The 21,204-nt window shown below is 71.1% G+C and carries 20 protein-coding genes and 1 riboswitch; of the genes, 13 read left to right on the top strand and 7 right to left on the bottom strand.

Translation table 11 applies throughout. The features are described 5' to 3' along the window. Positions 1-124: 124 nt before the first annotated feature. The 6 genes from U3653_RS07670 to U3653_RS07645 all read right to left on the bottom strand — a co-directional run bounded on the left by U3653_RS07670 (position 125) and on the right by U3653_RS07645 (position 6,201). Entirely contained in the window at positions 125-1,888 is a 1,764-nt protein-coding gene (locus U3653_RS07670) for a peptidoglycan D,D-transpeptidase FtsI family protein (RefSeq protein ID WP_195077863.1), read from the bottom strand. Between the two features lie 131 nt (positions 1,889-2,019). Further along, on the bottom strand, positions 2,020-2,787 hold the full coding sequence (gene ftsL, locus U3653_RS07665) for a cell division protein FtsL (protein ID WP_323124695.1): 768 nt from the start codon (positions 2,785-2,787) through the stop codon (positions 2,020-2,022). Between the two features lie 121 nt (positions 2,788-2,908). Continuing rightward, the gene (rsmH, locus tag U3653_RS07660) at positions 2,909-3,883 is read right to left on the bottom strand and encodes a 16S rRNA (cytosine(1402)-N(4))-methyltransferase RsmH (protein WP_195077862.1); all 975 of its coding nucleotides are present in this window, start codon (positions 3,881-3,883) and stop codon (positions 2,909-2,911) included. A 183-nt stretch (positions 3,884-4,066) separates the two neighbouring features. Next, positions 4,067-4,498 carry a division/cell wall cluster transcriptional repressor MraZ gene (gene mraZ / locus U3653_RS07655; protein WP_195077861.1) on the bottom strand — a complete coding sequence of 144 codons (432 nt, stop codon included), beginning with the start codon at positions 4,496-4,498 and terminating at the stop codon, positions 4,067-4,069. Positions 4,499-4,901: 403 nt separating this feature from the next. Next, entirely contained in the window at positions 4,902-5,309 is a 408-nt protein-coding gene (locus U3653_RS07650) for an SCO2097 family morphological protein (protein ID WP_195077860.1), read from the bottom strand. Positions 5,310-5,760: 451 nt separating this feature from the next. Beyond that, positions 5,761-6,201: an SAV_6107 family HEPN domain-containing protein gene (locus U3653_RS07645; RefSeq protein WP_067800524.1), complete on the bottom strand. Its 441-nt coding sequence runs from the start codon at positions 6,199-6,201 to the stop codon at positions 5,761-5,763. 168 nt (positions 6,202-6,369) lie between these two features. Between U3653_RS07645 and U3653_RS07640 the strand changes: the two genes are divergently transcribed. The 5 genes from U3653_RS07640 to U3653_RS07620 all read left to right on the top strand — a co-directional run bounded on the left by U3653_RS07640 (position 6,370) and on the right by U3653_RS07620 (position 11,412). Further along, complete coding sequence (locus U3653_RS07640; protein WP_195077859.1) at positions 6,370-6,981, top strand: GNAT family N-acetyltransferase; 612 nt, start codon at positions 6,370-6,372, stop codon at positions 6,979-6,981. Positions 6,982-6,988: 7 nt separating this feature from the next. Further along, positions 6,989-8,551 carry a phytoene desaturase family protein gene (locus U3653_RS07635; RefSeq protein ID WP_195077858.1) on the top strand — a complete coding sequence of 521 codons (1,563 nt, stop codon included), beginning with the start codon at positions 6,989-6,991 and terminating at the stop codon, positions 8,549-8,551. Positions 8,552-8,658: 107 nt separating this feature from the next. Continuing rightward, positions 8,659-9,399 (top strand): carotenoid biosynthesis protein, encoded by a 741-nt coding sequence (locus U3653_RS07630; protein ID WP_323124703.1) that lies wholly within the window; start codon positions 8,659-8,661, stop codon positions 9,397-9,399. Positions 9,400-9,460: 61 nt separating this feature from the next. Next, positions 9,461-10,243, top strand: coding sequence for an LppM family (lipo)protein (locus U3653_RS07625; RefSeq protein ID WP_397070100.1), 783 nt, complete (start codon positions 9,461-9,463; stop codon positions 10,241-10,243). A 35-nt stretch (positions 10,244-10,278) separates the two neighbouring features. Further along, positions 10,279-11,412, top strand: coding sequence for a glycosyltransferase family 2 protein (locus U3653_RS07620; RefSeq protein WP_195077855.1), 1,134 nt, complete (start codon positions 10,279-10,281; stop codon positions 11,410-11,412). Positions 11,413-11,436: 24 nt separating this feature from the next. Here the strand turns inward: U3653_RS07620 and U3653_RS07615 are convergent, their stop codons facing one another. Further along, a complete protein-coding gene (locus U3653_RS07615) occupies positions 11,437-12,144 on the bottom strand; it encodes a hypothetical protein (RefSeq protein ID WP_195077854.1) in 708 nt (235 codons plus the stop codon). Positions 12,145-12,508: 364 nt separating this feature from the next. Next, positions 12,509-12,602, top strand: a riboswitch (SAM riboswitch). A gap of 27 nt (positions 12,603-12,629) precedes the next feature. On the opposite strand from U3653_RS07615, the gene U3653_RS07610 reads away from it, so the two are divergent. From U3653_RS07610 to U3653_RS07575, 8 genes are all read left to right on the top strand, one after another. Further along, positions 12,630-13,637 carry an amino acid ABC transporter permease gene (locus U3653_RS07610; RefSeq protein ID WP_195077853.1) on the top strand — a complete coding sequence of 336 codons (1,008 nt, stop codon included), beginning with the start codon at positions 12,630-12,632 and terminating at the stop codon, positions 13,635-13,637. Continuing rightward, a complete protein-coding gene (locus tag U3653_RS07605; RefSeq protein WP_195077852.1) occupies positions 13,634-14,401 on the top strand; it encodes an amino acid ABC transporter ATP-binding protein in 768 nt (255 codons plus the stop codon). Before U3653_RS07610 ends, U3653_RS07605 begins: the two co-directional genes overlap by 4 nt. A 14-nt stretch (positions 14,402-14,415) precedes the next feature. After that, positions 14,416-15,375: an ABC transporter substrate-binding protein gene (locus U3653_RS07600; protein ID WP_195077851.1), complete on the top strand. Its 960-nt coding sequence runs from the start codon at positions 14,416-14,418 to the stop codon at positions 15,373-15,375. Between the two features lie 121 nt (positions 15,376-15,496). Then, positions 15,497-17,116 carry an ABC transporter substrate-binding protein gene (locus U3653_RS07595; protein WP_323124694.1) on the top strand — a complete coding sequence of 540 codons (1,620 nt, stop codon included), beginning with the start codon at positions 15,497-15,499 and terminating at the stop codon, positions 17,114-17,116. A gap of 2 nt (positions 17,117-17,118) precedes the next feature. Continuing rightward, positions 17,119-18,123, top strand: coding sequence for an ABC transporter permease (locus U3653_RS07590; protein WP_195077850.1), 1,005 nt, complete (start codon positions 17,119-17,121; stop codon positions 18,121-18,123). Positions 18,124-18,251: 128 nt separating this feature from the next. After that, a complete protein-coding gene (locus tag U3653_RS07585) occupies positions 18,252-19,064 on the top strand; it encodes an ABC transporter permease (RefSeq protein ID WP_435406552.1) in 813 nt (270 codons plus the stop codon). Further along, on the top strand, positions 19,061-20,683 hold the full coding sequence (locus U3653_RS07580; RefSeq protein ID WP_195077848.1) for a dipeptide ABC transporter ATP-binding protein: 1,623 nt from the start codon (positions 19,061-19,063) through the stop codon (positions 20,681-20,683). Before U3653_RS07585 ends, U3653_RS07580 begins: the two co-directional genes overlap by 4 nt. A gap of 173 nt (positions 20,684-20,856) precedes the next feature. Beyond that, on the top strand, positions 20,857-21,183 hold the full coding sequence (locus tag U3653_RS07575) for a hypothetical protein (protein ID WP_195077847.1): 327 nt from the start codon (positions 20,857-20,859) through the stop codon (positions 21,181-21,183). Positions 21,184-21,204: the final 21 nt, after the last annotated feature.

Raw genomic sequence — 21,204 nt, 5'->3', positions numbered from 1 at the left:
CCGACGCGGCGCGTACCGAGGGCCGCCCCGCGCCTCCGGCCCTCGAACACCGCACTCACCTGCTGTTTCCTCCGCATACATCCGTTCTCGCCGCTACCGCTCGCACGCCCGCGCAGCGGTCCGATCACCCTGCCTGCAAGACGAATTGCCGGGACGGCTGCGCGGAGGGCGGGATGCGGTCGCGCTGCAGCGCCCAGGACGCGATGTTGTGGAACAGCGGAGCGACCGAACCGCCACCGGAGCCATCCGAACTGCGGACGGGCGCGTCGAGCATGAGCCCGATCACGTACCGCGGGTTCTCCGCGGGCACCATGCCCGCGAACGTGATCCAGAACGACGACGTGGAATAGCACCGGCAATTGCGATCGACCTTCTGCGCGGTGCCGGTCTTGCCCGCCACCTGGTAACCCGTGATGGCCGCCGGCCATCCGGTGCCGTTCTGATTGGCGTTCATCGGGTCACGCTGCACGACCGCTTGGAACATCGTCCGCAAGGTGGCGGCGGTCTGCTTGCTCACCACCCGCACGCCGTCGGGCTGGGTCTCCTCGGTGCGGGTGCCGTCCGGCGCGATCTTCGCCCGGACGATCCGTGGCGGGATGCGGACGCCGTCGTTCGCGATGGCCTGGTACATCCCGGCCATCTGCAGCGTCGTCATCGAAAGGCCCTGACCGATGGGGAGATTGGCGAAGGTGCCGCCGGACCACTGATCGCGGTCCGGCATCAGGCCCGCGCTCTCGCCCGGCAGGCCGATGCCCGTGCGCTGCCCGAGCCCGAACCGGTGGGCCATGTCGGCGAAGCGGTCCTCGCCCACGCGCTGCGCGAGCATCAGCGTGCCCACATTGGATGACCTGCCGAAAATCCCGGTGGTCGTGTAGGGCTCGACGCCGTGCGACCACGCGTCGTGCACCGTGACACCCGCCATCTGGATGGCGCCGGGCACCTGGTGCACCTCGTCCGGATCGGTCAGGCCGTACTCGATGGCCGCGGCCGCCGTGACGATCTTGTTCACCGAGCCGGGCTCGAACACGTCCGTGACCGAAGGATTGCTCAGCTGGGCATTGGCCCATTTCTGCGGTCCCAGGTCGGGATTGAAGGTGTTGTCGTTGGCCATCGCCAGGACCTGCCCGGTCTTGGCGTCCAGGACGACGGCGGAGGCCGAACCCGCGCCGGAGACGTCTTTGGCCTGCTGCACCTGCTGCTGCACGTAGTACTGCAGATCGGAATCCAGGGTGAGTTCCACCGTCGATCCGTTGACGGCCGGCTGCTCGTCACGCCAGCTGCCGGGGATGACCGCGCCGTCGGAGCCGCGGTCGTAGGTGTGCGATCCGTCGGTACCGGCCAGCACCGAGTCCAGCGACGACTCCAGCCCGATCTGCCCGTGGCCGTCCCAGCCGACGGCGCCGACGACATTCGCCGCCAGCGACCCGCCGGGATACACCCGGGGGAACTGCTGATCGCTGCCCACTTGCGGGTACTTCTCGGTGATCTCGTCCGCGACGCGGGGATCCACGTTCTGGGCCAGGAACACGAATTGCTCGTCACTGTTCAACTTGGCGAGCAGGTCCGCTTCCGCGGGCGCGTCCTTGCCGAGCTTCTCGTGGATGGTGCGCGCGATGTCGCGCAGCCGCTGGTCCGGATCGGGCGCCTTGTCGTTCTCGGCCTTGGCGTCGGCCAGTTCCTTGCGGACGGCGACCGGCCGGAAGTGCAGTTTCTTCGCCGACACGGTGAAGGCCAGCGCCTTGCCGTAGCGGTCGGTGATCGGCCCGCGAGTGGCCGGATCGGGCTGATGGGTGGTGCGCTGGCTGGCCGCCTGTGCCGACAGTCCCGGCGCCGCGATGCTCTGCACCCACAGCAGTTGCAGCGCGACGACGGCGAGCGCGACGAACATGACCACCCGCCCGACGCCGAGGCGTAACCGAAGCGGACCGTCCGGGACAGCGGAACGGGGTGGCCGCGGGCCGCCCGCCGCGCGGGGCGCCGACGACCCGCGCCGCCGGCGCGGCGCGGGCCCGGGATGGGTCACTGCGGCACTCCGTCGGGCGCCGCCTCCGGCGCCTGCGCGGCTTCCTGCCGCGGCGCCGCTTCCGCCTGCGGCTGCGGCACGGCGGCCTGCGGCGCGGCCGACGGTCCCGGCTGCGGCGGATTGCTCGCCGAGGCCGGAGCCGGGCTCGCCGCGTTGACAGGCGCGTTGTTCTGCGATCCAGGGTTCGGCTGACCCGGCACCGGAGCACCGGGCGTGGTGGTGACCGGCACCACCCGCTCCCCGCGCGGCGACCGCGCGGACGGCGAGGCGTTCAGCGGCGGCACCGGGGTGCCCTCCGCCGGGACCGGCTTGCCGATCACCGTGACCGAGCCGTCCGGGCCGACCAGCAGGCGAGCCGGGTCCTTGGCGGGGATCATGCCCAGCTCCCGCGCCCGCAGGGCCAGCTCGGGCGCCGAATCGGCGACCTCGACCTCACGCTGCAGGGCGGCGCGCTCGTCGGCCAGCCGCCGGTTCGTCGCTCGCGCGTCGCCGAGCTGATAGCTGTCCTCGGCGGCCCTGGTGGTCAACAGCAAGGTCAGCGCGAGACCGCACCCGAGCAGGGCGATGATCGCCGTGACGAACGGAATGCGCGCCGCCATCGCCGAGCGCCGCACGGCGGGCAGAATCGCGCTGTCCGAACCGCTTTCGCGCATGCGCCGCCGCGCGTAGGCGCGCTGCGCCGCGCCCGACTTCACCCGCTCGGCGTCCTGGACCCGCCGGGCGACCCGGCCCGGCGCTTCGACGGTCCTCGTCCGCACGCTCATGAATTCCCCTCCTCCGTCCTCCGGGGACGCCGGGCGGGCACAGCGCTGCGCTGTCTCATCCGGCCTCCGCCACCGCTGCGGGACATCCGCACCCGGTCGGCGCGCCGCGGGCACTGCTCGCTCACCGCGCCTCCTGGATCCGCTCGGCGGCGCGCATCCGCACCGGAGCCGCCCGCGGGTTGTCTTCGATCTCCTGCTCGGTCGCTTTCTCCGCGCCACGGGTCAGCATCCGGAACTCCGGTCCCATACCGGGGAGCTCGACCGGCAGGTCCACCGGCGTCCTGGACGCGGTGTGGGCGGTGAGCTCGTGCTTGACCACCTTGTCCTCCAGCGATTGGTAGGACATGACGACGATGCGGCCGCCCACACGCAGCGCGGCGAGCGCGGCGGGCAGCGCGGCCCGCAGGGAGTCGAGTTCTCCGTTGACCTCCACCCGCAGCGCTTGGAACGTGCGCTTGGCCGGGTGCCCTCCGGTGCGGCGCGTGGCCGCGGGAATCGTCGCGTACAGCAGCTCCACCAGCTCGGCGCTGGTGCGGAACGGTTTGCTCTGGCGACGGCGGATCACCTCGGCGGCGATCCGGCTCGCGAAACGTTCCTCGCCATAGGTCCGCAGCACCCTGGTGAGGTCGCCGTGGCTGTAGGTGTTGAGCACGTCGGCGGCGGTGGGTCCGGTGGTGGGGTCCATCCGCATGTCGAGCGGGGCGTCGACGGAATAGGCGAAGCCGCGGTCGGCCTCGTCCAACTGCATGGAGGAGACGCCCAGGTCCATCAGGATCGCCGACACCGAACCGGTGGCGGGCAGCCCCGCCTCCGCCAGCGCGTCGGCGATGCCGTCATAGCGGGTGTGCACCAACGTGATTCGATCCGCGAACGGCGCGAGCCGCTCACCGGCCAGCTTCAGGGCGGTGGTGTCGCGGTCGAGCCCGACGAGACGGACGCCGGGGTAGGCGCTCAGGAAGTGCTCGGCGTGACCGCCGAGGCCGAGTGTCGCGTCCACGTAGACCGCGCCCGGCTCGGCAAGGGCCGGTCCGAGCAGCGCGTCGGCTCGCTCCAGCAGAACCGGAACATGGCGGGGACCGCGCTGTTCACGGTTCACCTAGACCTCCCGGAGTCTGCCTCGCGTCGTCGCGCACCGCACACGGGTCGCCTTGATACACAGTGCTTTCTATACGGATACGAATGCCCCGTGGTCTCTGACCGAACTTCGGCACCTGGCGTCGGGGAAGTACGTCAGGGTCCGCGTCCGGGCAGAGACCGCGTGGCACTCGTGCGCCCGCGGCTAGAAGATTCCGCCCAGCGACTCGTCTCTGGCTTGCGAGAAGTCCTCCTCGTGCTCGGCGAGGTAGGACTCCCACGCCTGCTTGTCCCATATCTCCAGGAAGTCGACCGAACCGATCACCACGCAATCCTTTTGCAGGTTGGCGTAGCGACGATGGTCGGCGGACAACACGATCCGGCCCTGCGCGTCCGGACGTTGCTCGTCCGTTCCGGCCGCGAGTGCCCGGACGAACGCACGGGCCTGCGGATTGGTTCGAGACGCGGCCGCGGCTCGCCGGGCGAGCGCGGTGAACTCCTCTTTCGGGTACACGGCAAGGCTGTGGTCCTGCCCCTTCGTGACCATCAACCCTCCCGCCAGATCGTCTCGAAACTTCGCAGGCAACGTGAGTCGCCCCTTGTCGTCCAAGCGAGGTGTGTAGGTACCGAGAAACATCCCGATACCTCCCTAGTCGATCACCTCGATGGTCGGCCCTTCGGTACTGCGCGCTCCACATTACCCCACTTTCCCCCACTTTCAATCGAAACAGGCGGTGATCTGGCTCCCGACTCAGACGATTCCGCAGGTCATGTCAGCTATCACCGGCGTGGAGAACTTTCGCGAGTTCTGCCGACACGCGCCGACCCAGGTGACAAACGCCCGAAAACACCCAGCAAACGTGCTGGTGCGGCACCGGAGGGGGCGAAGTGGGGGAAGTTCGTGGGGAGGTGTGGAGGAAGGGGGAAGACCTCTCCGAAGATCATCCGACACGTGACCGGCCACACACGCGAACCGGCGACGCCGCACCATCGCGGTGCGGCGTCGCCGGTCGTGCTGAAGTTGTCAGGCTACGGGCGAGCTACTCCTGCTCGAACCGCCGCCGGAAGCGATCCTCCATACGCTCGGAGAACCCGCCGGCCTTGCGCTGGCGACCTCGCCCGCCGCCGGCGGATGCCTGCCCGCCGGGCCGATCGTTCTTCGCGATGCTCTTGGAGGTGCCGAGCAGCAGGAGCACGCCCGCGCCGAACATCACGATGAAACCGATCAGGCTGATGATCGGGAAGCCGCCGGGCTTCACGGGCGCGGCGATGCCCGCGACGAGGAGGAAGAGGCCGAGGACGAACAACGCCGCGGCCTGGAGTCTGCGACGACTCGAGGTCGAACGTAGCCGTCCGCCGCGGACGGACGAGGCGAACTTGGGATCCTCAGCATAGAGAGCGCTCTCGATTTGTTCGAGCATGCGCTGCTCGTGCTCGGAGAGTGGCACGGTACCTCCCCCGGCACTAGGACGTGGCTGTCGCCTCCGGGTAGACGACAGATAGCCGACCTTGGCGGCCATCTGTCACCAATGATACGAGTTCGATCAGGGCCAGACCACCTTATGCACACAGTCGGACGCAGTCCGTCCTTTCCCCGCGCACGGCCGCAGCGAAGGCGGAGGTACGCACAACAAGCACAGCCGGACGCAGTCCGTCCTCAACCCGCGCACGGCCGCAGCGAAGGCGGAGGTACGCACAACAAGCACCGCCGGACGCAGTCCGTCCTTTCCCCGCGCACGGCCGCAGCGAAAGCGGAGGTACGCACAACAAGCACCGCCGGACGCAGTCCGTCCTTTGCCCGCGCACGGCCGCAGCGAAAGCGGAGGTACGCACAACAAGCACCGCCGGACGCAGTCCGTCCTTTGCCCGCGCATGGCCGCAGCGAAGGCGGAGGTACGCCTAGGCCGTCATACCGCCGGTGACTCCAGGGGCCGGGCGCAGCCGGGCCGATGTGGCGAGGAGGTCTTCCACGTCGTGGAGGAATGCCGCCACCCGGGAAGAGAACTCGTCCGCCTCGTGTTCGTCCACATTCCGGTCCAGCCCCGCCTCCAGCGCCGCGCGGATCTCCGAGCGGGCGCTGAAGTAGTCGGCCCACATCACGAATTCCGGCGCGGCGCGCTGCATCAGCACCCACGCGTTGCGCGAGCGCGCCCTCGGCGCGGCATCGGCGCCCGTGAGCGCGATCACCGCGCCCGCCCCGCGCAGCGCCGCCAGGTAGGCGGTGCGGAACCGCTCCCGCGGATCCCGTTCCCCCGCCGCCTGCATGAGCAACCCGTCCGCGCGCTCCAGCAGCTTGCCGGCCCGGCCGGGCCCGCCCGGATGTTCCACTCGACCAGACATCGCCGTCCCTCCACCCTCGCGTACCTTGGCCCATAGGGCGCAGGAGGCGGCGTGCCCCACCGCTTTCCAGCACCGCCCGGACCGAACAGGCATTCGAACGTTTGAATTGAGCTTCAATATAGAGACGCCCACCGACAAACTTCCGCGTCCGCGCGACCGACGAGAGCCATGACCGCCGTCAAGCCCAATCACACTCCCGCACCCGCCGTCGTCGATCTCTCGGTAGCGGCGCTGCGCTCCCGGCTGCACGACGCGCTGTCGGTCTACGTGGCCGCCATGGACTACCCGCGCGGGACCGAGAACCACCGCGCGCCGATGTGGACCGAGCACACCACCCGGCCCGGCTGGCAGGCGGTCGCCGCGGTGCTGCCCGACGACTCCGGCCGGATCGATCTGCGGCGCGCGCCGATCGTGGCGATCGCCTACGGCTATCGCGGCGCCGCGCACCAGTGGTGGCACCAGCAGGTGCACAGCGGCATGCGGCGCTCGGGCTGGCCGGAACATTCCGCGCGCGAGTTGCTCTCGGACTACTTCGAGCTCACCGAGCTGCACGTGCATCCGGCCGCGCAGGGCCGCGGCATCGGCGGCACGCTGCTGGAACGGCTGCTGCGCGACCGTACCGAGCGCGCGGTGCTGCTGTCGACGCCGGAGGTGGCCGAGGAGGACAACCGGGCCTGGCGGTTGTATCGCAGGCAGGGATTCACCGACGTGGTCCGGAATTTCGTCTTCGCGGGCGACAACCGGCCGTTCGCGATTCTCGGCAGGCGGCTGCCGCTGTGAGGATCACGTGACGGCTGTCGTCGTCGGCTCGGGTCACAACGCCTTGGTGGCCGCCTGCTACCTCGCCCGCGCCGGGCACGAGGTCGAAGTACTCGAGCGGGACGACGTCCTCGGCGGAGCGGTCTCGACGGTCGAACGGTTCCCCGGTCACCGGGTCGATCGCGGCTCGTCGGCGCACATCATGATCCGCCACACCGGCATCGTCGACGACCTGGAACTCGACCGTTTCGGCCTGCGGTACATCGACTGCGACCCATGGGGATTCACCCCGGCGCACACCGGCCGCCCCGCCATCGTCTTCCATCGCGACCTGGATGCCACCTGCGCCTCCATCGCGGCGGCCTGCGGCAGGCGGGACGCGGAGGCCTACCGCCGGTTCGTCCGGGTGTGGGGTCCGCGCAGCGCCAGGGTGATGCGGGCGTTCGGCGGCGCGCCGACGCCGGGCAGGCTGGTGCGGTCGTTCTGGGGACTGGACGCGAACAGCGGCGGCAGCGCGCTGTCGCGGGAATTCCTGCAATCCGGCGACGCCCTGCTGGACTCGTTCTTCGAGGACGAACGGCTGAAGGCGGCGCTGGCCTGGTTCGGCGCGCAATCCGGGCCGCCGATGTCGGAGCCGGGCACGGCGCCGATGGCCGGCTTCGCCGCGCTCATGCACACGCTGCCGCCGGGTCGCGCGGTCGGCGGCAGCGGAGCGCTGACCACCGCGCTGGTGGCACGGCTGCGATCCGACGGCGGGGTGGTCAGCGCGGGCGATGCGGTGTCCGCCCTGCGTCGTGACGGAGACCGCTGGCTGGTGCGCACCGCGTCGGGCCGAGAGTTGCGCGCCGGCATCGTGATCGCCGGTTGCCACGTGCTGACCACCCTGGACCTGCTGCGCGCCGGTGGCTTCGACGGCGCGGTGCTCGACGACTGGCGCGGGCGCATCCGCGTGGGCCCCGGGATCGGGATGGTGGTGCGGGCCGCGACCTCGGCGCTGCCCCGCTACCCCGGCAGCCCGATCGAGCACTCCTCCCGCGGCCTGCAGTTCCTGGTGTCCGATCGTGCGCAGTTGCGGCGCGCCCACGGAGCGGCGCTGGCGGGTGACCTTCCGCCGCGGCCGGTCGTGCTCGCGATGAGCTTCAGCGCCGTCGACCCGACGATCGCGCCGCCCGGCGAGCACCAGTTGTCGCTGTGGGCGCAGTGGCACCCGTACCGGCCCTCCGGCGCGGACTGGGCCGACCTCGCGCAGCGGGAAGGCGACCGGATCATCGCCGAAGTCGACTCCTACGCGCCCGGCTTCGCGGCGACCGTGCTGCGCACGCACGTGCAGACGCCGGTGGACCTGGAGCGCGAACTCGGGCTCATCGGCGGCAACGTGATGCACGTGGAGATGTCGCTGGACCAGATGATGCTGTGGCGTCCGCTGCCCGAGCTGGCGGGGCAGCGGGTGCCCGGCGCGCCGGGGTTGTATCTGACGGGCGCGTCGACCCATCCCGGTGGCGGCGTCTCCGGCGCCAGCGGGCGCACGGCCGCCGCCCTCGCGCTGCGCGACCTGAACCGGCCGAGGTTGCTGCGGTGGCTGCGGCGATGACTGACTCGGGCTACTCGCCGCGCGTGGCGCCCACCGGGTCCGCGCCCACGCGGGAAGACCCAACGGCTCGGTCGGCCGGCTTGCTGCTGCCACTCGCCCTGGTCGCCATGACGATCGTCGCGCAGATCGGTTACCCGCTGACGGCGGGTGCCGCGCGTGACCGCGTCACCATCGCGGTCGTACTGCTGTCCGCCGCCGCCGCGCTGGCGCACGCGACCGCGACAAGGGGGTTGCGCTATGCCGTCGGTTTCCTGGTGGTCGTCTCCGGCATCGGCCTCACCGCCGAGGTGATCGGCACCGCGACCGGCATACCGTTCGGCTGCTACGAGTACGCGACCGACCGGCTCGGGCCGGCCCTGCTCGAGGTGCCGCTGCTGGTCCCGCTGGCCTGGACCGGCGGGATGTATCCGGTGTGGGTGGTGGCCGGGTTGCTGTCGCGGCGAACGGCGGTGCGAGTCGCGGCGACGGCGGTGGGCGCGGTGGGCTGGGATCTGTTCCTGGATCCGCAGATGGTGACCGACGGGCAGTGGACCTGGTGCGACACCCGATCCGGGCTGCCCGGACTGGACCTGATTCCGGTCACCAACTACCTGGGCTGGTTCGGCGTCGCGCTGGTGATGGGCTGCTTGCTGGCGGTCTGGGAGCGAGCGGCGCCGGATCCGGTACGGATGCGGCCTGGTGGCCGCGCGGTCGCGGTCCCGGTGGCCTTCTTCCTGTGGACCTGGCTCGGGTCGGCGCTGGCGCACGCGGCGTTCCTCGGTCTCGCGCCGTCGGCCGGATACGGTTTCGCCGGCATGGGGATGCTCGGCGTTCCCCTGCTCGTCGCGCTGGCTCGCGCGCGGCGCTGACCCGGCGCGCCGACGCGCGCTGCGACTGGCGCGTTTCATTCCGGGCGGATGGCCTGGCACGATGTCACCCGTGCAGCCGAGTCCCGTCACCACGAAGCTCGATTCCCCGGATCTCCCGCAGCGACGGGTCCCACGCCGCGGTGTGCGTGCCGCTTCGGTCGTCCTGCTCGCGGCGATGCTGGTCCCGCTGCTCGCCGGCTGCCTGCGGGTGCAGGTGTCGATGGGAGTCTCGTCCAACGACCGGGTGTCCGGACGGATCGTCGCCGCCGTGGTGCCCGCCGACGCCGGGGACAAGGGCCCGCAGCTGAAGGCGCCGGAGACGCTGGCCGCCAAGGTGCGGGTGGAGCCGTACGCCCAGGACGGGTACACCGGCAGCCAGGTCTTCTTCGAGGATCTGTCCTTCGGCGAGGTGCAGCAGCTCGGCCAGCTGTCCGAGCAGACCCAGGGCATGTTCCAGTTGCAGTTCCAGCGCACCGGCGACCTGGTCAGCCTGACCGGGCGAGTCGATCTGAAATCGGTTCCGCCGCACGGGTCGGACGTGCAGTTCACCATCGCGTTCCCGGCCCGCGTCGCCAAGACCAACGGCAGCCGCGAAGGCGACAACGTCGTGTCCTGGAAGCTGCCGCCCGGCGATGTCTCCACGCTGCGCGCCGAGGTCAGCTACGCCGACCCGAACACCCGCTCGTTCGCGGGCTGGGCCGGCATCGCAGGCGGCATCACCCTCGCGGTGGCCGCCATCGTGGCCGCCATGGCGTACATGGACCGCAACCCCGCCGCGCCCGGCGCGCCGGAAGTCGGCTTCTCCCTGAGCCGCTGGTGGCGGTCGGTGACGCAGAATCGCTGAGCGACAGGTCGGTGCGCCGGGATAGCGTGGCCCGCATGGTGAGGATCCTGCCTTCCTGCGCCACCGCGGTGGCGGCGCTCGGCGCGGGCATCGCGCTGTACAACCGGGTCACCGTGCGGCGGTTGACGACCACCCCGACGACGGTGATCGAACCGGTCACCGTCTGTATCCCGGCGCGTGACGAGGCCGACCGGCTACCCGAGCTGATCGGCGACCTGCGCGCCCAGATCGGCGTGCCGCGCATGGCGGTGCGCATTCTCGACGACGCTTCCACCGACGACACCGGCGCCGCCGCCCGCGCGGCCATCGACGGCGATCCGCGTTTCACGCTGCTGCGCAGCGAGTCCCATCCGGTTCCCGGCTGGACGGGAAAGGCAGCCGCCTGCGTCCGGCTGGCCGAGGAAGTGTCGACGCCGGTGCTGATCTTCTTGGACGCCGACGTGCGCCTGGCCCCGACGGCGCTGGCGGCGGCGGTCGGGGCGCTGCGCGGTCGGGGCGCCGCGCTGGTCTCGCCGTGGCCCCTGCAAGTCGCCGGTTCGGCGGCGGAGGCCGTGGTGCAGCCCCTGCTGTGCTGGTCGTGGGCCTCGACGCTGCCGATCACCGCGGCCGACCGGAGCCTGCGGCCCGCCACGGCGGTGGCCTGCGGCCAGTTCCTCGTGTTCGACAACGCCGCCTACCGGTCGGTGGGCGGTCACGCGGCGGTGGCCGGGAGCGTCACCGAGGACCTCGATATCGCCCGTGCGCTGCGGCGAGCCGGTCACTCGACGGTTCTGGTGGCCGCGGGAGCGTCGGCCCGCACCAGGATGTATCGCGGCGCCGCGGAATTGGACGCGGGCTACACCCGCTGGCTCTGGTCGGCCTACGACGGCACGATCGCTGGCGGTGCGGCGGTGGGACTGATTGCCGCCTTTGCCTATTGGGCGCCGCCCGCGATGGCGGTGTTCGGCCGTGGAGCGACCCGAACGACCGGATCGATCGGCTGGCTCGCCGCCGTCGCCGGGCGGCTGCTGGCCCGTTCGACCGAGACCGGCGGCCCGCTGCGGCCATCTGACCTGCCGGCCGCCGTCGCGCACCCGGTGTCGGTGGCGGCGTATCTGCTGCTGTGGGCGCGGTCGCACCGGGCCCGTCGCCGCGGCACGGCGCGCTGGAAAGGTCGCTCGCTTCCCTGATCGCGCCGAGCCGCGGCCGCAACCTCACGGCACCGGCGTGATTCCGACGGTCGGCAGGAAGACGCAGGACTTGGCGCCGTTCTGCACCGAGCCGAAGACCGCGGCGAGCACGGTTCCCTTGCCGGTGTCCACCGGAACGGCACGCACCCCGCCCATCGGGAGCGACGCGACGAGGAAGTCGCGGATCGCCTGCTCGGCGGCTGGTCGCAGGTCGGCGGGAACGGCCGCGGGGATCATCGAGCGGGCGACCTCGGGCAACGGTCCCATGGCGGCCGTGCCGCCGCGGCCGGTGTTCAGATTGAGCCAGGCCACTTGCATGCCTCCGGTATTCGGACCGTCCGGCCCGAGGCCGTAGGGCACGAAGGTGAACATGGCTTGCCCGGCCTTGACGGCGCTGAGATCCTGGCCGGGAATCTGGACGGTGTTCTTCGGCCACGGCCCCGGGATGGCGCCTGCCACGGCGGGCGCCAGCCCGGCCGTGGTGTTGTCGAGGCAGAACGCCGACGCGCTGGGGTAGGCGAACGGCTGGATGCCGAGCGCGCGCAGCGCGTCGAGCGCGGCTTGATACGCGCCGAACAGGTCACCGGGAGCGGCGATCGGCACGGAGTCCTCGGCGGATGCGGGAAGCGTTACGTCCGGAGCCGCGAACGCGGCGGCGGGCCCGGAGAACACGAGGGCCATCGAACTGGTCGCGACAGCGGACAACTGGGTCAGACGGCGCAATATGGTCACGAAACCTCCTCATCGGCGGAACGATCGAGGGGGACAGTACTCCGGCAAACGCATTCATCAGCCGGGATTCCACACAGCAATTTCGTGGCGAGTCCTGTTTGCCCGGAACGGACCTCAGCGTCGCACACCGGCGTTCCCCAGCCTCGGTGATACCCGTATGCTGCATCGGACCGGCATCGTCCCGCAGCGCCTGTCCTGCACCGCGCCCTCGATCGAGCAGCGCACGCCTGGTTACTACAAGGATCCGATGCACGCGCGTGGGCAAGGTCTACGCTCACGGTGATTACTTCTCTTGTTCCATGCTTCCCTTGCTGGGCATCATGATTCGGCTCGCCCCTGACACCCGTTGACAGGGGGTCGGCGCCAACCATCCAGAGCGACCGAGAGACCTGGCTCGTCGACGTCGCAGCAACCCCCCGGTCACCGGGTGCGGGTGCTTCCGCCGGGACCGATGGAGGAACCGAAGTGATCATCGAGGACCCGTCATGAGCGCGTCCACCGCGCCGGACGCCGCCCCCGAGGCCGCCGCGCCGAACGAACCGGACCCGACCCGCACGCCCGCCCCTGTCGCGAGCGCCGCGACGCCTACCGTCGCGAAGACCCGGCATCCGTGGCGCTGGGTGGTCAGCACCGTCGCCCTGATCGTGCTCGCCCAGTTCGTGCACGGCCTGGCCACCAACCCCGGCTGGGACTGGCCGACGTTCGCGCGGTACATCACAGCGAAGTCGGTGCTGTCGGCGCTGCGGGTCACCCTGGAGCTGACCGCATGGGGCACGGCGCTGGGCTTTCTGCTCGGCACCGCCCTCGCGATCGCCCGGCTGTCGAACAACCCGGTGCTGCGGGTGCTCTCGTGGGTCTACATCTGGGCGTTCCGCTCGATCCCGCTGATCGTGCAGTTGCTGTTCTGGTTCAACATCGCCTACCTGTACCAGACCCTTTCGGTCGGCATCCCGTTCGGGCCCGCGCTGTTCACCTTCGAGGTGAACGGGGTGATCAGCGGTTTCACCGCCGCCGTTATCGGCTTGGCGCTGCATCAGGCGGCCTATTCGGCGGAGATCATCCGGGCCGGGTTCATCGCGGTGGACGCGGGTCAGCTGGAAGCCGCGGCGGCGCTCGGGATTCCGCGGCTGCGGCAGTTCCGCACGGTGGTCATGCCGCAGGCGATGCGCTCGATCCTGCCGAACGCGACCAACGAGGTGATCAGCCTGTTCAAGGGCACCTCGATCGTGTCGGTCATGGCGATCGCCGAACTGTTCTACCAGGTCCAGGTGATCTACGGGCGCAACGGCCGGGTGGTGCCGCTGCTGATGGTCGCGACCGTCTGGTACATCGTGCTCACCACCGTGCTGTCGGTGGCGCAGTACTACATCGAACGCCACTACGCCAAGGGCGCGCACCGCACGCCGCCGCCGACGCCGCTGCGACGCGCGTGGCGGAAGCTGCGCGAGGTCGCCGAGGCCGGTCCCGCCGCACCGCGCGGAGCGACCCGATGAGCGCCGCACCCGCCGTGCGGGTCCGCGGCCTGCGGAAGTCCTTCGGCTCGCACGAGGTGCTGCGCGGCATCGATCTCACCGTGCGCTCCGGCGAGGTGGTGGCCGTGATCGGCCCGTCCGGGTCCGGCAAGTCCACCCTGCTGCGCGTGGTCAACCATCTGGAGACGCTGGACGCGGGCACCGTGCACATCGACGGCGAGCTGATCGGATACCGGCTGCGCCGCGATCGCCTGCACGCCCTGCCCGACCACGCGGTGCGCAAGCAGCGCTCCCGGATCGGCTTCGTCTTCCAGCAGTTCAATCTGTTCCCGCACCTGACCGTGCTCGACAACGTCACGCTGGCGCCGCTGTCGGCGCAGCGGCGCGACCGGACCGAGGTGGAGCGCGAGGCGCGCCTGCTGCTGGACCGGGTCGGCATCGGACACCTGGCCGACGCGTATCCGCGCAGGCTGTCGGGCGGGCAGCAGCAGCGAGTGGCGATCGCCCGCGCGCTGGCGCTGCGCCCGCGCGTGATCCTGTTCGACGAGCCGACCTCCGCGCTCGACCCGGAACTGGTCGGCGAGGTGCTCGACGTGATCCGCGATCTGGCGCACGGCGGCACCGCGCTGGTGATCGTCACCCACGAGATCGGTTTCGCCCGTGAGGTCGCCGACACCGTGGTGTTCCTCGACGAGGGCGTCATCGTCGAGCAGGGCCCGCCCTCGGCCGTCCTCGACCATCCCGAACACCCGCGCACCCGCGCGTTCCTTTCCCGAGTCCGTTGACGAACAGGTTTCCGATGAAGTTCTCCGCCCTGGTCACCGTCGCCGCCACCACGGTCGCGCTGCTGGCCACCGGCTGCACCGAACCCGAGGCGGACAACGCCGCGCAGCCCGCCGGTTCGATCACCTTCGACCTCTCCCCCGCCCAATCCGGCCGGATCAGGGTGGCCAAGGTCGACGCCATCGCCGCCGAGGTGCCGAAGGCGATCCGCGACCGCGGCACGCTGGTGGTGACCGGCGCGGCCGGCGCGGCGCCGCCGCTGCGGTTCTACGCCACCGACGACAAGACGGTGGTCGGCTCGGAAGTCGACTTCGCCTCGCTGATCGCCGACATCCTCGGCCTGAAACTCGACGCGCGGGTGGCCGATTGGTCGCAGAACTTCGTGCGGGTGGACTCCGGCGAGGTGGACGCGTTCATCTCCAACGTCACCGTCACCGAGGAACGCAAGGAGAAGTACGACTTCGCGACCTACCGCAAGGACAACGTCGCGCTGGAGGTGCCGATCCAGAGCAAGCTCGACTACAAGGACCGCACGAGCCTGGCGGGCAAGCGGATCGGCGTCGGCAGCGGCACCAACCAGGAACAGCTGCTGGTCAAGTGGAACGAGCAGAACCGGGCCGAGGGACTGGCGCCGATCGACATCGCCTACTTCCAGCAGGTCACCGACTACTACCTGGCGCTGGCCTCGCAGCGGCTGGACGGCTACCTCGGACCGAACCCGACGGCGATCTACCACGCGGCCACCGCGAAACAGACCAGGATCGTCGGCACCTTCTCCGGTGCGGGCGAGGCGCTGCAAGGCGAGATCGCGGTGCTCACCAAGAAGGACAACGGGCTGATCACCGCCGTGCAGCACGCACTGGCCTACGCCATCGAGCACGGCGCCTATCAGCAGGTGATCGACCGTTGGGGCCTGCAGAGCGAGACGGTCACCGAATCGCGGATCAACCCGCCCGGCCTGCCGAAGAAGCGATGAGCCGATGGCGCGTCGCGCCCGAATGGCGCCGCCGCGTTCCCAGCAGGCCGTCGGCGACCGCCGACACCGACCCCGACCCCGGCGAGAAACTCGTCCGTCCCGAAGTATCTGGAGTTGCCCCGTGATCCGAACCCGTCACCGAATCGTCGCGCTGGCCGGCGCGCTCGCCACGGCCACCACCGTGGCCGCCTGCGGCAGTGATTCGGCCGCGCCCGGCGGCGACGCGGGCCCGCCCCAGCCGGGCGGCACGCTGCGCTACGGCCTGTCGCAGGCGCCGACCTGCTCGGATCCCGCCCAGGCAGGCACCAATCAGACGCTGTATGTCGCCCGGCAGATCGTGGATTCGCTGACCGACCAGGACCCGGCCACCGGCGAGCTGAAGCCGTGGCTGGCGCACAGCTGGGAGTCCAGCCCCGACGCGAAGGTCTTCACCTTCCATCTCGTCGACGGCGTCACCTTCAGCGACGGCACGCCGCTCACCGCGGAATCGGTGCGCAACACCTTCGATTCGGTCGTGAAGCTCGGCTCGGGCAAGGCGCCGCTGGGCAGCAGCTACCTCACCGGCTACGTCGGCACCACGGTCGTGGACCGGCTCACCGCCCGGGTCGAGTTCAGCAAGCCCAACGCGCCGTTCCTGCAGGCGTCCTCGACCGCCGCGCTCGGCATCCTCGCCGACGTGACCACCGCCAAGCCCGCCGAGCAGCGCTGCCTCGGCGACAACGTCGGCAGCGGGCCGTTCACCTACGCGGCCTACCGCCAGGACGCCGCGGTGACCCTGGCCAAACGAACCGGCTACCACTGGGGTTCGACGGTGTTCGCCCATCGCGGCGAGGCTTACCTGGACAAGATCGAGTTCACCGTGGTGCCCGAATCCGGTGTCCGCACCGGCAGTCTCGCCTCCGGGCAGCTGGACGCGATCAGCGACGCGCTGCCGCAGGACGCGGCGCAGATCGAGGCGGCGGGCGGACGGGTGCTCAGCACCGCCAATCCGGGTGTGCCGTTCGGCTTGCAGCTCAACGTCACCCGGGGGCCGCTGCGCGATCCGGCGGTGCGCACCGCCCTGCTGCCCGCCATCGATCGCAAGCAATTGGTCGACACCGTGCTCGGCCCGCAGTTCAAGCCCGCCACCAGCACGCTGGCCAGCAGCACACCCGGCTACACCGACCTGTCCGCGCGCCTGGCCTACGACCCGGCGAAGACGCGCACCCTCCTGGATCAGGCCGGATGGCTGCCAGGGGCGGACGGCGTCCGGGCGAAGAACGGCGAGCGGTTGTCGTTCTCGGTGCTGTTCAGCCAGGTGTTCGCGGGCAACCAGGCGATCCTCGAACTGGTCCAGCAGCAGCTGCGGCAGGTCGGCGTCGAGCTGAAGCTGGATCTGGTGTCCACGGCGGAGGCGACCGCTCGGCAGGGCAGCAAGGACTTCGACGCCTTCTACGGCAACACCACCCGCGCCGACGGCGACATTCTGCGCACCACCTTCGGTCTCGACGGGCGCAATCTCAACGCGCGCGGTCCCATCCCCGCGTTGGACGACGTGCTGAACGGGCAGGTCAGCACCGTCGACACCGCGACACGCAACGGGCTCATCCGCGCCGCGCAGGAACAGGTGCTCGACGCCGGGTTGCAGCTGCCGACCGTCGAGCTGTCCCAGGCCATCGGAGCGAGCGGGAACACACGGGACCTGAAGTTCGAAGCCTCGGCCCGATTGCAGTTCTTCGACACCTGGCTGAGCGGACGATAGTCATGGCGCGCTATCTGGCCCTGCGGGCATTGCAGGCGATCTGGGTGCTGTGGGCGGCGTTCACGCTGTCGTTCGTGGTGCTGTATCTGCTGCCCGCCGACCCGGTCTCGATCGCGGCCGACGGCGGCGGTGCCGGCACGCCGGTGGACAAGGCCGCCATCGCCGAGCTGCAAGCTCGCTACGGGCTGGATCGGCCACTGTGGGAACAATATTCGACCGCGCTCGGGCACGCGGTGCGCGGCGATCTGGGGCATTCGATCGCGACCGGGCAGCCGGTCACCGGCGCGATCGGTGACGCGCTGCCCGCCACGCTCGAATTGGCCGGGACCGCACTGCTCTTCGCGGTCGGCGGCGGTGTCGCGCTGGCGTTCGCGGCGACGCAGAGCCGGCGGCCCTGGCTGCGCAACGCCTTGACCGCGCTGCCGTCGCTCGGCGTCTCGGTGCCGACCTTCTGGACCGGATTGCTGCTGTTGCAGGTGTTCTCGTTCCAATTGCGGCTGGCGCCCGCGTTCGGCGGGCACGGTTTCGCCGGCACGGTGCTGCCCGCGCTCACCTTGGCCCTACCGATCGGCGCGGTCATCGCGCAGGTGCTCACCGCCGGGCTGGAGACGACCTGGCGTCAGCCGTTCGTCGACGTAGCCCTGGCCAAGGGCGGTTCGCGCTGGTGGGTGCGGCGCACGCACGTGCTGCGCCCGGCCAGCGTGCCCGCGTTCACCATCGCCGGGGTCCTGGTCGGCAACATGCTGGCCGGATCGGTGGTGGTGGAGACGGTCTTCGCCCGCCAGGGCGTCGGGCGGCTGACCCAGACCGCGGTGCTGGCGCAGGACATCCCGGTGGTGCAGGGCATCGTGCTGCTCACCTCGGTGGTGTTCGTCAGCGTGAATCTCGCGGTGGACCTGCTGTATCCGCTGCTCGACCCGCGTATCGCCGCCCGCTCCCGCAGGGTGCGCGGCGAGTCCGAGCAGACCGCCGCCGACACCGCCGAGGAGGCGATCGTTCGTGCCTGACCCTGCTCCCGTCCTTCCCATCGCCTGGCTCGTGCCCGGCGCACCGCTCGCCGAGGGGGTGCGGACTCGTGGTTGACGTCACCGAGGAACAGCGCAGAGCGGTGCTGCCCGGCCTGCGGCGACCGGTCGTGCGATGGAAGACGTTGCGCGGCAATGCCGGAGTGCTGGTCGCGGGCGCCGTCGCCCTGCTCGCCGTCGGGTGGGCGCTGGCGCCGTCGGTCTTCGCCGGTGGCGACCCGCTGACCGGCGTGCCCGCGCAGAAGTTGCAGAGCCCCAGCGGCCAGCACTGGTTCGGCACCGACAATCTCGGCCGCGATCTGTACACCCGGATGGTGCACGGCGCCGGTCTGTCGCTGACCGCCACCCTGGCCGCGGTGGGCATCGCGCTGATCGCCGGGTCACTGCTCGGGCTGCTGTCCGGCGCGATCGGCGGCGTGGTGGACGCGGTCGTCATGCGGGTGGTCGATGTGCTGCTGTCGGTGCCGTCGCTGCTGCTGTCGCTCGCGCTGGTCACCGCGCTCGGCTTCGGCACCCGCAATGTGGCCGTCGCGGTGGGCATCTCGCTGGTGGCCAACTTCGCGCGCGTGATGCGATCGGAAGTGCTGCGGGTGCGCCGAGCGGTGTTCGTCGAGGCCGCCCACGCCGCGGGCGTGCGCTGGTACACGGTGCTGGCCAGGCACGTGCTGCCCAACTCCTACCAGCCCGTACTCGCCTTGGCCGCGGTGGAATTCGGCATGGCGGTGCTGGCCGTGTCGGCGCTGAGCTTCCTCGGATACGGCGCGAAGCCGCCGACACCCGAGTGGGGCACGCTGATCTCCGAGGGACGCAACTATCTGGCGACCGCGTGGTGGATGACCACCCTGCCCGGTCTGGTCATCATCGCCGTCGTGCTCGCCGCCCAGCGCCTCGGACGCGCGATCGGGAAGGGGGAATCCGCGTGAGCGCCTCGGCATCTCCGCTGTTGCAGGTCGAGAACCTGCGGGTCCGTTATCGCTCCGACACCGGCCCGATCACCGCGCTCGACGGTGTGTCGCTCACCGTGGCCCGCGGCGAGGTGGTGGCGCTGGTCGGCGAGTCCGGCTCCGGCAAGTCCACGCTCGCCCACGCCGTGATCGGCTTGCTCGGTCCGAACGCCGAACTCGCCGGGGGAACCGTGACCTTCGACGGCGCCGTGGTCGACACCGGTTCCGAACGGGCGCTGCGGCGGCTGCGGGGAGCGCGCGTCGGCTTCGTCCCGCAGGACCCAGGGCTGTCGCTCAACCCCGTCCGGCGGGTCGGCGCTCAGGTGGCCGAATCGCTGCTGGTGCACGGGCTGGCCGACCGCAAAGCGGCGCGAGCGCGGGCGATCGAGCTGCTGGCCGACGCCGGACTGGACCGGCCGCAGCTGCGGGCCGCCCAGTACCCGCACGAGCTGTCCGGCGGGCAGCGTCAGCGGGTGCTGATCGCCGCGGCGCTGGCCTGCGCACCGGAGCTGGTCATCGCCGACGAGCCGACCAGCGCGCTCGACGCGACCGTCGCGCGCCGGGTGCTGGATCGGCTCGCCGAGCAGATCGCGCAGCGCGGCACCGCGGTGCTGCTGATCACCCACGACCTGGCCGTCGCCGCCGAACGCGCGGACCGGCTGGTGGTGCTCAACGGCGGCGAGGTGGTGGAGAGCGGCGCCACCGCCGAGTTGCTGGCCGCACCGCGCCACCCGTACACCAAACGCCTGCTCGCCGCTTCGCCCAGCCTCGCTCCCGCGGGCGGCTACCGCGACCCCGAGCCGCGCGACGGCGAGCCGCTGCTGATCTTGCGCGACGTGCACAAGACCTTCCGGGCGCACGGGGGCGACAGCGTGACCGCGGTGGCGGGGGTCGGCTTCGAACTCGGTCGCGGCGAAACCCTCTCGCTGGTCGGTGAATCCGGATCGGGCAAGTCCACCACCGCGCGGATCGCGTTGCGGCTCACCGAACCGGACCGCGGCGAGGTCGTCTTCGACGGGCAACCGCTGTCGCGGGCACGCGGGTCGCGGCTGCGCGCGCTGCGCAAACGCTTCCAGGTGGTGTATCAGAATCCCTACGCGTCGTTGGATCCGCGCTGGCGGGTGGGCGCGATCATCGAGGAACCGTTGCGCGCGTTCGGGGTCGGCGACCGCGCGCAGCGCCGCGACCGCGTGGCGGAGCTGCTCGCGCAAGTCGCGCTCCCGGCCGGGTTCGCCCAGCGCAAGCCCGCCGAGCTGTCCGGAGGACAGCGCCAGCGCGTCGCCATCGCGCGGGCGCTCGCGCTGCACCCGGAGCTGCTGGTGCTCGACGAACCGGTGTCCGCGCTGGACGCCTCGGTGCAGGCGCAGATACTCGAACTGCTCGACCGGCTGCAGGCCGAGTTGTCGCTGAGCTACCTGTTCATCTCCCACGACCTGGCGGTGGTGCGCCGCATCAGCGATCACGTGGCGGTGCTGCGGCACGGTCGCATCGTCGAATCCGGCCGCACCGCGGAGATCTTCGGCGATCCGCGGCACGAGTACACCCGCGAGCTGTTGTCGGCCATCCCGGCGCCGGCCGTGGCGAAAGGCGTGCCCTGATGGCCCCTCCGACCTACCGCCACAGCCGCGTGCTGAACCGGCCCTGCTGGGCTCCGTGCCGCAGTCGCCCGGAACCCGTCCCGTCCTCCGCGATTACCCCTCCCCGCTCACCGGAGCCCACCAGCGGCCACAAGCCGAGCACGTGGTGGCACCGACCGAAAAGGATCGCCCTGATGGTGTACTACGCCTTCAACCGGAAACCCGCCGCCGACGCCGACCCCGCCGACGCGCCGGACGGTCCAGCCGCCACCTTCGACGCCGACCCGGCCCGCTGGTGGCGCACCCGGATGCGCGCCCCGCGTGCCGCCGGCACCTTCGGCAACGGGCGAGTGCACGCGGTCGCACCGGTCCGCGCCCCGCGGGACCGACGCGACGTCCGGTCCTCACCCCCGCTGGCCGCCGCACTGTGGCAGCAGGCGTTGTTCCTGGCACCCGATGTAGCCGCAGCGGGAACGCACCCGGCGCTGCGGCAGCAGATCGACCCGGAGGGCACGGCCTGATGACCCATCGCCTCCAGCGCC

The organism is Nocardia implantans (genome assembly GCF_035544775.1).
GTDB classification, from domain to species: Bacteria; Actinomycetota; Actinomycetes; order Mycobacteriales; family Mycobacteriaceae; genus Nocardia; species Nocardia implantans.
Note: the sequence above shows the minus strand (reverse complement) of the source record. Positions and strands in the feature narration are given on the sequence as shown.